Raw genomic sequence first — 13,915 nt, forward strand, 5'->3', positions numbered from 1 at the left:
AGATGACTCAGTGGTATGGCGATTTCAAATTATAGAGGTTTTAACCTGCAGTCAGTCGGATCAGATGGCAGTGTTTGGAAGGTTAAAATCAAGAACCACGTTTTACAGGGCAGTTTGACGGCGGTAAAGAAAAGCATTGATTGGTGGTGTGACACCGCATCGATTATTGATCCCAAAGAGTTTGCTTCACTCGGACAAAGAGTGCAGCAAACTGGTGTTGCAAAATCAGAGGTCTTTAACGGCTATACTATTCAAAACGATACAGGCCAACCTAACTCTTGGTACTGTATGTTTAATGGTAAACTGATTAAGGGCAGTAAAGCCGCTATTCAACGCCATATCGAAGCTTATTTGGTTGCAAAGCAAAAAGCGATGCAAGCTCAACAACAAAAGAAACAATAGAATGACTCTGGTGTATTCAACAGAAACCGGTCGAATTAAACCGGAAGAAGAAAAAGTATCTCGCCCTAAAGGCGATGGTGTTGTTCGGATTCAGCGCCAAACGAAAGGCCGTAAAGGTAAAGGCGTATGCATTGTTACAGGTTTAGACTTGGATGATGCACCTTTAAAGTTATTAGCGGCAGAACTCAAAAAAGTCTGTGGCTGTGGTGGCTCTGTAAAAGATGGCAATATCGAGATTCAAGGTGATGCTAGAGACAAGATCAAGGCACATCTTGAAAAGAAAGGCATGACAGTCAAATTAGCCGGTGGCTAATTTAATATTTCCAGTAAACAAAAATGGCGTCTAAAGAAATAGACGCCATTTTTTATAAGTTGCTAATTGAAGAGCAAGCAATCGTAGATTGATAGATCGATATTAGCTATTTTATGGTAAATAACCATTATGTTTAATACTTACAGTAAGGCCCTTAAATTTAAAATCTGCAGGGGAATAGGAGCATACTCAGACAACATTTAGCGTACAGCAATACATAATTTAACATAATATACATAATGCGCACTTAGCTATAGCTACTTTAAGGTCGCCAAGCCACAACGCAAACATGCCACAAATCATTGAAATACTTGATAATCCTAGCCCGTTAAACTTTTTTGCTATGTTTTCCCACATTCCTTTTATGTGCGGATTTTCGTTGCGATCAGCGTGACATCCCAACAAAGCTATCTCTGGGTCAATTCCTGAATTCTCCGCTAGAAAAACTGCTTCTGAATCAGATATATAGCGTCTTCCTTTTCGCATTTCGCTGATTCTGGACGCGTTTACATTCAAATCGTGCGCGATTTGCTTGTCTTGTACGTAGTTTTTTGCCTTTTTGTAGGCATCTAACAGCTCACTTTGATACATGGGACTACCTCCGTTTTCTTGATTTTAGCTTACTAGTTACGGAAATTCGCATCTAGTAATTACGAAAATCCGCAATTACACTTGCGGAAAATCGTAATTAAGACCGCCTTAGCTCTGGGCGTTTGCCCTTGACGCTTTCGCGCTTGGCTTCGGCGGTCGCTCTCACAACTAGTCAAGGTGGTTGTTATGTCAGAAGTCTCCAATACAAAAAAACTAGAAATATATCTGAATCGCGCTTGGAGTTTGTTTCTTGTCTCGGTTATTGCCGCGGGTATTTATTTCTTTGGTTCCCTTATCTACGACTCGTTTGAAATCCCATACGACGATTACGAAACTTTTTCGTTTTATCTTGACCATGAATTTTGTGGTGATTTGGCTCGCGACTATGCCTCTGACGGTCGCGTCACTGTTTATGAGTATCTGGTTGTTTCACATTGCTCTGGCAAAGATGAGAAGCGTAAATTCTACTCAGAGCTTGAGGCTCAATAATGCGTGAACTTGTTATTGATTTGGCATCAGGCAAACAAGAATGGATTGATTTTGTTCCTGTCCATTCTTGGGCTTCATGTGAGCATATTCCTGACAACTTATTCGACCATCGTTTTGAGTACGTCGACCACAGATTCACAACGCCTGAGGATTTCATTCCGTCGGCTGTGAAATCGGCAATGAGTGCGTCAATCTACTCACACGACCTGTCAGATTTTATTGAGCGCCCTACTTCTAACCCTTGTTTGGACTTGCCGAAATCATTACACCGTAACGGCGACTTCGCTCGACACATGACACGCGCTTACACCGACATCCTGAAAACACGCAACGCTCTGGAAGCTGTACGCGCAGTTAACGACGCTCACGACCGTTTGACTGAGCACGGCTACAGCTACGCGATGTCAGATGAGCAAATTACCAATCTAGCCAAGCGCAAATCACGCGACTTTTCTCGCGTGTTAAGTGCGATTCCTCTTGAAGAATCACAAGCGCGTTTTGATAAATCGGTTCAGCTTCTTGATTCATTAGGCTTGGCATTTTCACCTGAGCAAATTCAATACGCAGAAAACAACTGTGAACTTTTCGCATTGGTGAACCGTGCGCTTGATGAGCATTGGCTTGTTCGTCAACTGCGTCGTAAATGTGCTTACGAGGTTGAATGTGTTGCGCGTGATTTAGCGCTTGTTCAACGCCGTAAGCAAGTTTACTGCTCGGATTTTTCTCTAAGCCGTCAACGTGATCGCAATACATCTAACCGTATCGCGCTAGAAAACACGATTGCTTACGATGAGGCTGACCCATCTAACTACTTCACACTCAGTGAGCTATCCGCTAAGTCGGTTTCCAACGCTGAGATTCGCCGCGCTGAAATGTTCGTTCGTCTGCGTGGCTTTGAGGAAATCGCTCAAGAATCGAGTCACGATGCGGTGTTCTTCACGGTAACAGCGCCGTCTCGTTTTCACTCTGTTTCTAAGGGTGACCTCAACCCTAAATGGCTTGAGGCTGGCAAGCCTGATGCGAAAGCGGCTCACGCTTACCTCATGGGCGTTTGGGCGAATCTTCGTAAGTCGATTGATAAGAGCAAAATCAAGGTTTACGGGATGCGTATTGTCGAGCCTCACCAAGACGGCACGCCGCATCACCACTTGTTGCTGTTCATGGAAAAATCCGCACGCAAATTTGTGACGTCTGAGTTTCGTCGTCTTGCTATGGCTGACTCGCCAGACGAAAAAGGTGCAAAGAAAGCCCGTTTCAAAGCCGAAGTTATCGACTGGTCGCAAGGTTCAGCCGTTGGTTATGTCGCTAAATACCTGAGCAAAAACATCGACGGTCAACACATTGATTCTGACAAAGGTTCGTCTTTGTCTGGCTCAGATGCGGCAGAACGTGTCGTAACTTGGGCGCGTGTGAATCAAATTCGTCAATTTCAATTTATTGGTGGTCCATCTGTCACGGTATGGCGTGAGCTTCGTCGTCTTCGTGATGAATTCAAAGAGGACGATGCTTTGTTTACAGATTTATCTCAAGACGAACACTTTCTATTAGAAAAGGTTCGCCGCTCTGCTGATGAGGGCGACTGGAAAGCGTTTTGTTACGCAATGGGCGGTGTGTTCGTTAAGCGCAAAGACCAACCAGTAAAAGCGGAATACTCCGTTTCAACATCTATCGAAAAACTGATTGCTTCAGGCGGTGAATACTCATCGACTCGCTACGGCGATATGGCTCAAGCGCGTTTGAATGGCTTGATGTTCCATAAGATTTTTATCGCGACTCGCTTCCGTACTTGGAAGACCGAGAACAAAGAGCAATTCATTCGTGCTCAACAAGGGATTATGTCTAACGTGGTCGATTACTTTGACGCACTAGAACGTGAAAAAGAATACGAGCGTATGTATGACGACCTTTACGAGCAATACGAAAAACACCTAGCGCTCTATGACGAAATGGAAGCGCTGTTGCTCACCGACCCTCAGGAAATTAATGCGTCGTGTTGGGTGGGCGCAGCCCCGCCCGACATGATGCATTAATTTCCCTTGGACTTGTGTCAATAACTGTCATTTCAATTTTCAACTAACCAACAACGTAAAAATAAGGGCAAAACACTATGAGAATGGAAGGTTTAATTCTAGATGTTTCGGACATCGTTCAAGAAACCAAAACAGACCGTAACGGCGAACAAAAGCAAAACGGCAAGCTGCGTCTCATCACGACCAACCCAACGGACACTATTGAAGTGCGTGTCTCTCCTGAGCTTTGGGAAAACGGCAAGGCTGGCGAACTGCTCAAGCGCTGTGTGGGTAATCGCATGATGTTTGATGTGGAACACAAGAAATTCAGCTTTGGTAACGATGAGGGTAAACACGTCTCTATCGACGGTTTCCACCTCTACGCCCTACCTCAACTTAACGAAAAGTAAGGGCTAAATCATGACCGAGACGCAATTTGCAGAGCTAATGGCTCGACTCGATAACTTTCAGTTAATGGTGTTTTTAGGCATTTGCTTCTTGCTAGTTGCGCTCGGTTGGATGGTCGGAGGACAAAGATAAATGCTGTCATCAGAGTTCATGCTCGGCTGTTTCGCGACAGCCTTTATCCTTGGCTTCTCGATTGGCTTCCACATTCTCGGATTCAAGAAAGCGGCTGAGGTTTCAACTTCTTCATAAACCATAACATAGGAAATAAGACTATGGAAAAGCAAAGCAAAGTACGCGCAGCAATGGCTAAGGCTGGCGCAGTAGTAACGGCAAAACGTGCGGCATTTGGTGGTGCACTTCTTATGGCAGCATCTTCTGCGAATGCAGCACTGCCAGAAGTGGCAACACAAGCCTTTAGCACACTGGCAAGTTACGTCACTGAAATGCTCACCTCGACATGGGGCATCGCCGTGCCAATGACGGTTGGCTTCATCGGCATCAAGCTATTCAAGAAAGGTGCAAACAAAGCAACGTAATTCTAACAGTTGTTTTATACACCCATTGGTCAACGCCTCCGAATGGGGGCGTTTTTTATGAGGAAAATAAATGAGTATTAAACAAAGCATTGCGTCACTGGTTATTTTGCTGAGTGTTTCGTTTAGTGCTAATGCTAGACTCATGATTGTTACTAGCTCTAAACACTCGTGTATTCAAACGGGGCAAATTATTGATTTTTCATCTAATAGTGGAGGTTGGCCATTTGCACCGGGCGTCTGTGCTGGTCTTAAAACTAGATACGGTGATATTACTACTGGTTTGCAGGATTATGATGGCGGTAGGCTTTTAGCTAGTGCTCCTGGTTCTTATATTGAGGTTGGTTACGCCAGTCGTTTTTCAGGCTGCTCAGATGGTGAAACTTATAATCCTGAAACTCGTAAATGTGAATCTCCACCTCCACCTGCTTTTTGTTCTCAAGAGTCAACACAACAGCAGATGAGAGATTATGAAGCCTCTTGCCTTGCGGATGGTGGTTCTCCAACAATTATTTGTAATGACCAAGTTAATCCTCCTGACCTTCGCATGTCTTGTGATGTTCCACCGCCAAAACCTGATCCAGATGAATGTACCCCTGATTCATCTGATTGGCCTGCATGTAAAGACCCGGAGCCTGAGGAATGTACACCTGATTCGCCGGACTGGGACCCTAGGTACGGTACGTGCTGTAGACCAGAAAACAACTGGTGTGACACACCTGAACCCGAATCTTGTGTTATTGGTGGTCCTAATTGGCCAGCTTGTGCCACTGATACCGATATCGACCCCCCAACGGGCGGTGATTTGGGCGACCCTGATAAACCAAGTGGTGGCGGTACTGGTAATCCTGACCCAGATAAACCTGAGCCTGATGTCGATAATACGAGTGATACCCTCGCCGCTATTAAATCCATGAATAGTGATTTGAATGCACAGCTAACTGGCATCAATAACGATATGAACAAGAATCAGGCGGAAACTAAGTCCGCCCTTGATGCGCTCAAGGCGTCGGTTGATTTGAATACCGATACCGTTGTCGATAATGCAAACCATGTAGCGAATGCTATTCAAGGTCAGTCCGATATGTTGTCTGATATTGGCAATAATACAAATCGCTTGCTGACTTCGGCAAACAACCAGTTAAGTAATGGTTTTGGTCAGCTGTCTAGCGACCTTGGAGATTTGCAGGAAACCAACCAACAAGGTTTTGATGACCTTTTGAACAAGCTAGACGATTTAAAACCATGCGACCCTACTCCTGAGAATAGATTCTGTGAAAGCCCTCATGGATTGGATAGTAACTTTGTTGGTGATGCACTAACTCAAGCGGATTCGATTGTTTCCGGTGCTTTAGGCTCTTATGAATCGACGGTTGTTGGTGCGGCAAATGATTTGCTTGAAAAGAATATTACGGCTGAATCTGAGGCGCATATTACTGCGGTTTCTGATTCATTCCTTAACTTGCTTCCACAACCTAGCGAATGTATGCGGCTTTCTTTGCCAACACTCAATGGTGGGAACGTTTCAATCTCTTGTGAGTTCTCTCATAAGTTAAAAATGATCCTCTCCATTCTGATTTACATCTATACGATTAAGACGCTTGTTGAAATCCTGCTGACTGAGGTCACGCCTGTACCAAGTAACAAGCCAGGTTCGGGGAGATATTACTAATGATTCAGCTATTACCTATTGTTTCAGGCATTAGTGCGGCACTGCGTTTACCTGCTTTGGTCGCGTTTATAGCACAAATAGCGACGACTCTGTTTGGTTGGTTCTTTATCGCCAAGGCGCGCAACGTCACGATTAACTTGGTGATTATTACCTTATTGATTGGGCTTACACTCGCGCTCACTCTTGCCATTTATACGCTTGCCACTGGGCTTTCTTACGTCACGCCCCCGTTTTGGTCACAAGCGGCGGGCATGTTTATCCCAAATAACGCAATTCCTTGCGTGAGTGCGATTTACTCGGCGCGTCTGCTGCGTTGGGTGTGGGAGTGGAAGTTCTACGCGATTGTGAGGGCGGCGTAATGGCATCGGTCTACTTTGTCACGGGTAAGCTCGGCTCAGGCAAAACACTAACGGCGGTCGGTAAGATTCGTGAGGCGTTTATGCGCGGTGTGCCTGTGGCGACAAACCTCGATATCAACTTGAAAGAAATGCTTGGACGCAACAAGCGCAATACTCGCCTTTATCGTCTGCCGGACAAGCCTCAGGTAGAAGATTTGATGGTGATTGGCTCAGCAAACAAGAGCTATGACACCAAAAAAGACGGTTTGATTGTGCTCGATGAGTGCGGAACGTGGTTTAACTCGCGCACATGGAATGACAAGAATCGACAAAAGTTAATTGATCACCTTTTGCATATTCGAAAGCTTGGATGGGATGTGATTTTCATCGTTCAAGACATTTCGATTGTTGATAAACAAGCGCGTCTTGCACTGGCAGAACACACCGTGTTTTGTCGTCGTTTAGACCGCCTTCAAGTGCCTATCATCTCGACTGCGGTATCCGTTCTCACGCTCGGTCAACTCAAGTTGAAAATGCCTAAGCTGCACGTTGGCATTGTGAAGTATGGTGACAATGCGAACTCGCTCACCGTTGAGAAATGGATGCTTTGGGGCACGGACTTATACAGCTCTTACGACACTAAGCAGATGTTTAGAAACAACTATGAGGACGGCGTTTATTCAGTATTGCCGCCCTACTATACCCACGGACGTTACACTGTCCCGTATACGTTGAGAAATATCATGCGCATTACGAAAATCTATCTCCGTAAATACTCTCGATTCAGTGTATTTACGGCAGGTGTCGCCGTCTCGTTTGCGGTGTTCACCTTAGTTGGCACGCCGAACATGTCGACGGAACCCGAAACGACTCGAACGGCGGTGCCTCGCGAGTCATTGAGTGACTTGCTCGACGGCTATCGAATCGAATCTTCAATGAATCCTCCAAACGTTGCCCCGTCTTTTGTGCTGGTTAAGGACGATGTGCGTCTGTCGTCCTCACAACTATACGCAAAGGGCTTTACGGCTCAATCTAACGGCTCTTGCTCCATTACGGTTAGCGGCAACGGTCAATCATTCAAAGTCATGTGCTAGGGAATAAGGTGCGCTTTATGTCATGGATAATCGCAAAACTCACAGCTTGTCTTTCAAAAAAACAAAAAAAATCTTATTGTGTCAGAGGCTTATTATCAGCGCTCTCGTTGCTCACTATGCGCTGTGGTAAAGTTGAGAAACAAACTACGGCTTGTTCCAACTTTTCCACATCCAGCATTACCACCTTTCTGCTCGCGTGCACCCTGCTCAGCTCCCCTTCTTTTGCTGCAAGCTCTGCGCCTTTTGAGGCAAAGAACACACCGATTGGAGACTTTGCATCGTGGTTCTCGGTTCATACTGGGAATACGGTGGTGCTCGGTCAAGGTGTTGCTGGTGAGGTCACCTTTACCGCACCGGATTTGAAAGATGAGGACTATCCAGCCTTTTTCCTTTCGGTGCTTCGTGCGCACGGTTACGAGCTTACGCATGACCACGGCGTTTTTACCATCATTGCTGACGCCAACAAAGTGGAGACGTTCGAACCCTCTCAAGTGAAGTTGTACTTCTTTGAGAATGTCCGAAATACCAAGGTCGTTGATTTGATTTCCTCGATGCTTGCTGCAACGCAGAATCAAACACTGAACAATAAAGCAATTAAGAATTACAAGGTTGAGGTATTACCGACCACAAACAGCATTATCGTGACTGGCTCTGAGAACCAATTGAAGCACATTGATGTGCTCATCAAAGGGATTGATAGACCACAAAAGCAAGTCTTTATTGAGGCGGTGATTACCGAAACTGAGCTTGGTGATTCTCAGGAAGTCGGCGTGAATATGGACTTGGCACTGAGTGAAGCAGGCTTTGTTTCGCAGCCTACTGCAATCAAGAAAGCCGTTGATAACCTACTATTTTATGAGGGTGGTGATTTTAATGCGCTTATTAAAGCCGTGTCTAAGAATCAGAATACTAAGCTCCTATCACGACCAAACATGTTCATCATGGACAGAGAGCGCGGTTACATCACGGTTGGCCAGAACGTGCCGTTCCTCACTTCCTCTGAGGTGACAGATGGCGGTAATAGAGTCCAGCAAATCGAACGTAAGGATGTGGGCGTGTCACTTGAGGTAGTGCCTCATGTAATTGGTGATCATGTTGTGCTTCAGATAATGCAAAAATCCGACTCGGTGACGGATTCCTCTATCGCATCCGACATCATCACCAATACGCGAACACTGCAAACCGTGGTCAAGGTCAAAGACCGCCAGACGATCTCTTTAGGGGGCTTGATTTCCCAAGAGCAGCGCGACTCAGTAAGCGGTGTGCCTGTCTTGATGGATGTGCCTTTGCTTGGTGCTCTATTCCGGTCAGAAAAGACCAATACGGTAGATAAAGAGCTTAAAGTAACGATAAGAACCACGATACTTTGAGTTAGAAAGAAAGCCGAACAATTGCTGTTCGGCTCTGCTTTAGCTGTACTGTAATACGCTTTCCAATTCTCTACACTTTATTATCGTGTCACGTTCTAATACGGTTGCGATATGTGTTTTGTCATAAGAACTTCTAGCTTCGAACCTAAGCAACGGATGGTGTCCGTTAAGTGCATTGTTTACGTATATGTCTCGTTCTTGTCTCTTCTTCTGCCTATGAGATGAATCATCTAGCTCTATGACCGCCAAGACTTTTGTGTCTCTATCCGTTATCACGTAGTCCATTCTTTTCGCCCAAGTTCGAGAATTGTCTTTAAAGTTGGTCGGTTGAACTAACGCCATCAATGAAACTTGGCTATGAATCACGTATTCATCAGGTATAAGCTCCTGCAACACTTTATAGAATCTGCGCTCTGTCTTGGTGGCCAAATATGTACTTTTCTTGTGAGGTACAGAATTGGTCTTATTGTTGGTGTTTGGAAAAGGTACTTCGACTATCTTTGGGTTCTGTTCTACAACTTTAGGTTCAAAAGAATGTATGCTGTTCGGTCTTCTAACTGCTGCACCTTGTTCCCATTCGTTAAGCCTACGTTTAGGTTTCTTACTCTTTTTTGTGAATAGATACACAATACACGCTAAGGATATAAGTATCAGTAATTCAGGCACTTTCCGTTCCTCACTCATAAAAAAATGAGTGCATGGTAGCATATCGTTTTTGTTCGGTGTGTTATTGAAATCAGCTTTTATGCGCCCCCGTAATGTATTACGGGGGTAAATTCCCACTCACTACTAACCTTGTGCTCTGATACAAAAAAGCCGAACAGTGATTGCTCGGCTTAAAATTTAGCTCTCGGGTAAGTTACACTTATCTTTGAGCGTTGTGTACGCGTCTTCTATTCCTTCCAGTGAAAAGTGTATTTTTTCCTTTTCACTATCGATTACGCTTATCTCCAACAATTTCCCAGTTAACATTTCTCGAATCAACAAATCAGTTGAGCCACTTGAGTAAAACATATCGTCATACTTGTTTGACCCACCTTTAATTGACAATACTTTGCCGCCGTCTATTGAAAGCTTCACATTTGTAACACCACTCCAGTCATAAAGGCTGTGATGTTTAAACCCAACAAGGCTGAATACTTTCTTGTCAGCTCCTCTTCCACATCCAATATGAAATTGAGAGCGATTGCTTTCAGTATAATGCGTTCTTAAGTACTGTCCGTTTGAGTAGCTCTTCTCGGTAAATCCTTCAAAGTTCGCTAGACTTGGAAAAGGCATGAGTAAAGGCAAAGTTAACATCACAAGTGTTTTTTTCATTTAGAGTCCTTCCCTTCAAATATATGCTACTTATTTTTTATCCCTGCTATACATCTAGCATACTTCATGAGTTTTGTAAGTGTTCCTGTGTCACTAGGTGACTGAATTTCAAGTAAAGCTATTCCAGTAAGGATCTCTTGGGGTGTAACTAGTTGTCCTGTTGGTAGTTCAAGCGTGTCTTTATGCATTTTGAAATTTTCCCAAGCTTCCGAGGTGGCTAGTTCCCTCCCCTTGGTCATTCTCATTAGCCGTTTGCATTCGGGTGGTATGGGCTTTCCTGAGTCCCATAATTTGACCATCCTCACACTTTTAAAACATAGTTTTGCTGCTTCTTCTACACTTAAACCACACTCAAATTCACGAAAAACGTAATTCTTGCTCATTTTTCGAAAGTTCGTCATATATACCCTGATAATCAAAAGGGTGTATATGTAATTGATATGAAACATTATTCAACATAACGTCGCATAATGCGCACTTTAGAGTTAGAAGATTAGCATTGGCGATGATAGCTTAGTTACACCGTATTTGGCTATTGCGGCCTTGCAAGCTTCATCAGCTGTCTTGTATGGGCCGTGAACTTCGATTTCACCACAGCGGCCACTTGATAAGAACCAGTCATCAACTTTAAAACCGTGTAGCTGATTAAGTTCCTGCACTGTATCTTGGGTTACGTTCGACACCATACACGTTGGTTCTGCATCTTGCTCATTCAACATGAGTCAACATGGACACGCATTTGCTTAACCCAAACGTGTAAGTACTACATTAGTTTTATAGGAACAAGGAATCTAACAGATGTAAACTCTCTACTTTTCAATCTATACCTAGATCTTTCTTCATATGTTCACTCAACTCGTTAGTGGTTCTTACATTAATCTTATGTTTGCAATGATGGATTCTCAACTCTTCACCAAATAATTTTGCTAGTGATTTGGTATACAAAGTATTAATATTATTTATTATTCTATACAATGTATCTTTCTGATAAACAGATCTTTTCGAATTTTGTATTGCAGTCTTCATATTTTAATATCCTTACACATTTAACTTTATAATTTAAAAAATCAATTTCAACTTTTATTATTACTTTTTTAGATATGTAATGAGTCATTATCAATGATGCACAATCAACAATTAAATCACCCGAATCCAACTTAGTAATTTCACGAGACAAATTCTTTATTTTTAAATCTTTATTTTCTATATTTAATCCGATTGAGTTAATTTCTTCAGGATATCGGTTTAACTTAATATCCAATATGGTTTTATTAAGATAGTAGTCTGCCATTATTTCATGGCGGCTTTTAAATATCATTGTCCCCCTCCGATGATGCAAGTTATACTTTCCCACCAGTTAAAAGACAACGTGACTCAGAGTTGCAAAAAGGTAACAATCATGGAATTGATGAACAATGAGCTGATCTGCTTTGCAGCCATTTGTAAACACCTCTCTCTTACAGAGGCATCAAAAGAACTTGGAAAGTCGAAAGCTCAAGTCAGCAGGCAGCTAGCAGCATTAGAAAAACAACTTGGTGTAACACTCGTCCACAGGACAACAAGGAAACTCGTTTTAACTGATCATGGCGAAAGCATTAGAGAGCTTGCTATCAAGACGTTAGAGAGTTTGCACGAGTTAAATTACAGAGCTAGCTCGTTGAGTGAATGCATTGATGGAAAGTTTAAAATCACAATGCCCAACTCTATAGCCTCTTCTATTTTTGGTTCTGTTCTTAAAGACTTACAAGAACGATATCCAAAAGTTGATTTTGAAATATCGTCAAGTAACAATGTAGAAAATTTATTAGAAAGCAATGTAGATTTAGCGATTAGGCTTAATAATGTTATTGATGACAATCTTATTGCACATAAAATTGGTGATTATAGTGATGTTTTGATATCTAGGGTAAGTAATGCCAACAACAAAACACTATTAATCTACAAACATCATTCGAATAAGGAATCAATTAAAAATCAATATACTGATGTTATCGAAGTTGATAACACCTCTATTTTAATAAACTTTGTTTCTGAGGGAGTTGGGGTTGGTGTCATTCCAAACTATCTTATTAAAAGTAACTATATAGACAAAAACATCCGAATATCGCAAACTTTTGATATAGAACGTTCCATGTATATTGCCTACCCTTATCAAAACCCTTTGCCAAGAAAGCTAGCTGAGATATCTACTTTTATTAGGTCTGAGTTATCACAAGTATTGAAGAGTGAGTCATTTTAGGGCGGTTGTTCAGATTTAGAATTTTGCGTTGTCTACTCAACTAGGCCTAACGCTAATCTTTGTAACATATTGTTTCAGCGGTATTTATTAACACCCCCATCTTTATGCTTGCTATCACAATGTGAGATGCTCTGCCGTCTTGTTATCAAGGTTTTGCGTGGAATAAATCACGTGGGGTAAACGATAGATTGACTTACATTAAAATTTTCATCAAAAGCAACTTTATATAAAATTGATTTCATACAAATCTATGTGTATCTTCTACCCATATCCCCACAATAACCAAGGAGAATGCCATGGATAAGCTACTCGCGTCTGCATTAGAAATTAAGCAGCGAACTATGGTGACTGGCTTTTTTGCTAGAAATGGATTCAAAATCGCTATGACCGATTTTGATGATGTCACTTTTGAGCGAGAAGGCGTGCAAGTTAACGTACATTTTGATCTGCAGTCAAACGCGGAGTCTGCATCTGTTTTATCTCATGAGGCATCAATCATTCCTGGCTAAAAACTTTTATTATCACCGATACACCAAGCCGAACATAAAAGTTCGGCTTTTTAGTGATAAAAAATGATGAGTGCGAACAAGAGTTGTCGATCACTCGTCTAAATAGACGATTAATAAATCAGCTTCAACTTCGTTCACAACCTTTGGTATCGATGAAAAAAAGCGACTCAATAAGTAGTGATGATGACCACAGACAACTAAATCTATCCCCTCTTTTTTGACGATTCCCGATAGTTTTATATGAAGATCGCCGATTACTACCATGGTCTCGTTTACTGGGTATAAGCATTTATCAGCGAGCTCTTGCAGCCTTCTTTCCAATTCTTGCTCTTCCTTAGCTTCCATGACTATGCGATCAACATCTACGTAAACAAATGAGAGTTTGCTGCTTGAGTTATCTGCTTGCATTATTGCTTTTTCGATAACGGCTTGGCTAGATTTAGATAAGTCGACAGCAACCAAAACATGCTTGTAACCCATCATTCCTCCCTTGGTTAGTTTTTGTTCTCATATTAAGTCTAGTCCACATAGAGCGAACACAACATCAAAACTACTGCTACTCATCCAAAGATCAACGATGTTTTTCCAATTTCTTCTCTAATTATCGGACTATTTAACAGGAAGGACGTCA

Annotated in this window: 19 protein-coding genes; 12 read left to right on the forward strand and 7 right to left on the reverse strand. The window is 42.6% G+C overall.

The window, feature by feature from the left end; all coding sequences use genetic code 11:
- Positions 1–15: 15 nt before the first annotated feature.
- Together R7O03_RS12830 and yciH are read left to right on the forward strand one after the other, a co-directional pair.
- The gene (locus R7O03_RS12830) at positions 16–402 is read left to right on the forward strand and encodes a DUF3319 domain-containing protein (protein WP_005376294.1); all 387 of its coding nucleotides are present in this window, start codon (positions 16–18) and stop codon (positions 400–402) included.
- A 1-nt stretch (position 403) separates the two neighbouring features.
- Positions 404–715 (forward strand): stress response translation initiation inhibitor YciH, encoded by a 312-nt coding sequence (yciH, locus tag R7O03_RS12835; RefSeq protein WP_005376292.1) that lies wholly within the window; start codon positions 404–406, stop codon positions 713–715.
- A 222-nt stretch (positions 716–937) separates the two neighbouring features.
- Here yciH and R7O03_RS12840 read toward each other — a convergent pair whose 3' ends face one another.
- Positions 938–1,306 (reverse strand): DUF3693 domain-containing protein, encoded by a 369-nt coding sequence (locus R7O03_RS12840; protein ID WP_029856192.1) that lies wholly within the window; start codon positions 1,304–1,306, stop codon positions 938–940.
- A gap of 186 nt (positions 1,307–1,492) precedes the next feature.
- Between R7O03_RS12840 and R7O03_RS12845 the strand changes: the two genes are divergently transcribed.
- From R7O03_RS12845 to R7O03_RS12880, 8 genes are all read left to right on the forward strand, one after another.
- On the forward strand, positions 1,493–1,795 hold the full coding sequence (locus R7O03_RS12845; protein ID WP_025518896.1) for a hypothetical protein: 303 nt from the start codon (positions 1,493–1,495) through the stop codon (positions 1,793–1,795).
- Positions 1,795–3,825, forward strand: coding sequence for a replication endonuclease (locus tag R7O03_RS12850; protein ID WP_318131745.1), 2,031 nt, complete (start codon positions 1,795–1,797; stop codon positions 3,823–3,825). The genes R7O03_RS12845 and R7O03_RS12850 overlap by 1 nt, the downstream gene beginning before the upstream one ends.
- An 83-nt stretch (positions 3,826–3,908) precedes the next feature.
- A complete protein-coding gene (locus R7O03_RS12855) occupies positions 3,909–4,214 on the forward strand; it encodes a hypothetical protein (protein WP_005389159.1) in 306 nt (101 codons plus the stop codon).
- A gap of 270 nt (positions 4,215–4,484) precedes the next feature.
- Positions 4,485–4,748, forward strand: a complete 264-nt coding sequence (locus R7O03_RS12860; RefSeq protein WP_021448020.1) for a major coat protein — start codon at positions 4,485–4,487, stop codon at positions 4,746–4,748.
- 70 nt (positions 4,749–4,818) lie between these two features.
- Positions 4,819–6,417 carry a chemotaxis protein gene (locus R7O03_RS12865; protein WP_318119308.1) on the forward strand — a complete coding sequence of 533 codons (1,599 nt, stop codon included), beginning with the start codon at positions 4,819–4,821 and terminating at the stop codon, positions 6,415–6,417.
- Entirely contained in the window at positions 6,417–6,776 is a 360-nt protein-coding gene (locus tag R7O03_RS12870; protein WP_012841818.1) for a DUF5455 family protein, read from the forward strand. Before R7O03_RS12865 ends, R7O03_RS12870 begins: the two co-directional genes overlap by 1 nt.
- Positions 6,776–7,849 (forward strand): zonular occludens toxin domain-containing protein, encoded by a 1,074-nt coding sequence (locus R7O03_RS12875; protein ID WP_262635777.1) that lies wholly within the window; start codon positions 6,776–6,778, stop codon positions 7,847–7,849. The genes R7O03_RS12870 and R7O03_RS12875 overlap by 1 nt, the downstream gene beginning before the upstream one ends.
- A 17-nt stretch (positions 7,850–7,866) precedes the next feature.
- Complete coding sequence (locus R7O03_RS12880) at positions 7,867–9,219, forward strand: secretin N-terminal domain-containing protein (RefSeq protein WP_318131746.1); 1,353 nt, start codon at positions 7,867–7,869, stop codon at positions 9,217–9,219.
- A 39-nt stretch (positions 9,220–9,258) separates the two neighbouring features.
- On the opposite strand, the gene R7O03_RS12885 is transcribed toward R7O03_RS12880, so the two are convergent.
- The 5 genes from R7O03_RS12885 to R7O03_RS12905 all read right to left on the reverse strand — a co-directional run bounded on the left by R7O03_RS12885 (position 9,259) and on the right by R7O03_RS12905 (position 11,854).
- Positions 9,259–9,885 carry a DUF2726 domain-containing protein gene (locus R7O03_RS12885; RefSeq protein ID WP_241782049.1) on the reverse strand — a complete coding sequence of 209 codons (627 nt, stop codon included), beginning with the start codon at positions 9,883–9,885 and terminating at the stop codon, positions 9,259–9,261.
- Between the two features lie 177 nt (positions 9,886–10,062).
- Positions 10,063–10,536, reverse strand: coding sequence for a hypothetical protein (locus R7O03_RS12890; protein WP_186585298.1), 474 nt, complete (start codon positions 10,534–10,536; stop codon positions 10,063–10,065).
- A 26-nt stretch (positions 10,537–10,562) separates the two neighbouring features.
- Positions 10,563–10,937: a phage protein gene (locus tag R7O03_RS12895; RefSeq protein WP_025572405.1), complete on the reverse strand. Its 375-nt coding sequence runs from the start codon at positions 10,935–10,937 to the stop codon at positions 10,563–10,565.
- 84 nt (positions 10,938–11,021) lie between these two features.
- Entirely contained in the window at positions 11,022–11,255 is a 234-nt protein-coding gene (locus R7O03_RS12900; RefSeq protein WP_137282630.1) for a hypothetical protein, read from the reverse strand.
- A 248-nt stretch (positions 11,256–11,503) separates the two neighbouring features.
- Entirely contained in the window at positions 11,504–11,854 is a 351-nt protein-coding gene (locus R7O03_RS12905; RefSeq protein ID WP_213893413.1) for a hypothetical protein, read from the reverse strand.
- 81 nt (positions 11,855–11,935) lie between these two features.
- On the opposite strand from R7O03_RS12905, the gene R7O03_RS12910 reads away from it, so the two are divergent.
- Positions 11,936–12,775 carry a LysR family transcriptional regulator gene (locus tag R7O03_RS12910; RefSeq protein ID WP_137282627.1) on the forward strand — a complete coding sequence of 280 codons (840 nt, stop codon included), beginning with the start codon at positions 11,936–11,938 and terminating at the stop codon, positions 12,773–12,775.
- A gap of 296 nt (positions 12,776–13,071) precedes the next feature.
- The gene (locus R7O03_RS12915; protein WP_005376260.1) at positions 13,072–13,284 is read left to right on the forward strand and encodes a hypothetical protein; all 213 of its coding nucleotides are present in this window, start codon (positions 13,072–13,074) and stop codon (positions 13,282–13,284) included.
- Positions 13,285–13,374: 90 nt separating this feature from the next.
- On the opposite strand, the gene R7O03_RS12920 is transcribed toward R7O03_RS12915, so the two are convergent.
- Positions 13,375–13,764 carry a universal stress protein gene (locus tag R7O03_RS12920; protein WP_053307697.1) on the reverse strand — a complete coding sequence of 130 codons (390 nt, stop codon included), beginning with the start codon at positions 13,762–13,764 and terminating at the stop codon, positions 13,375–13,377.
- Between the last annotated feature and the right edge of the window lie 151 nt (positions 13,765–13,915).

It is taken from the genome of Vibrio sp. Vb2960 (assembly GCF_033337665.1).
GTDB classification, from domain to species: Bacteria; Pseudomonadota; Gammaproteobacteria; order Enterobacterales; family Vibrionaceae; genus Vibrio; species Vibrio alginolyticus.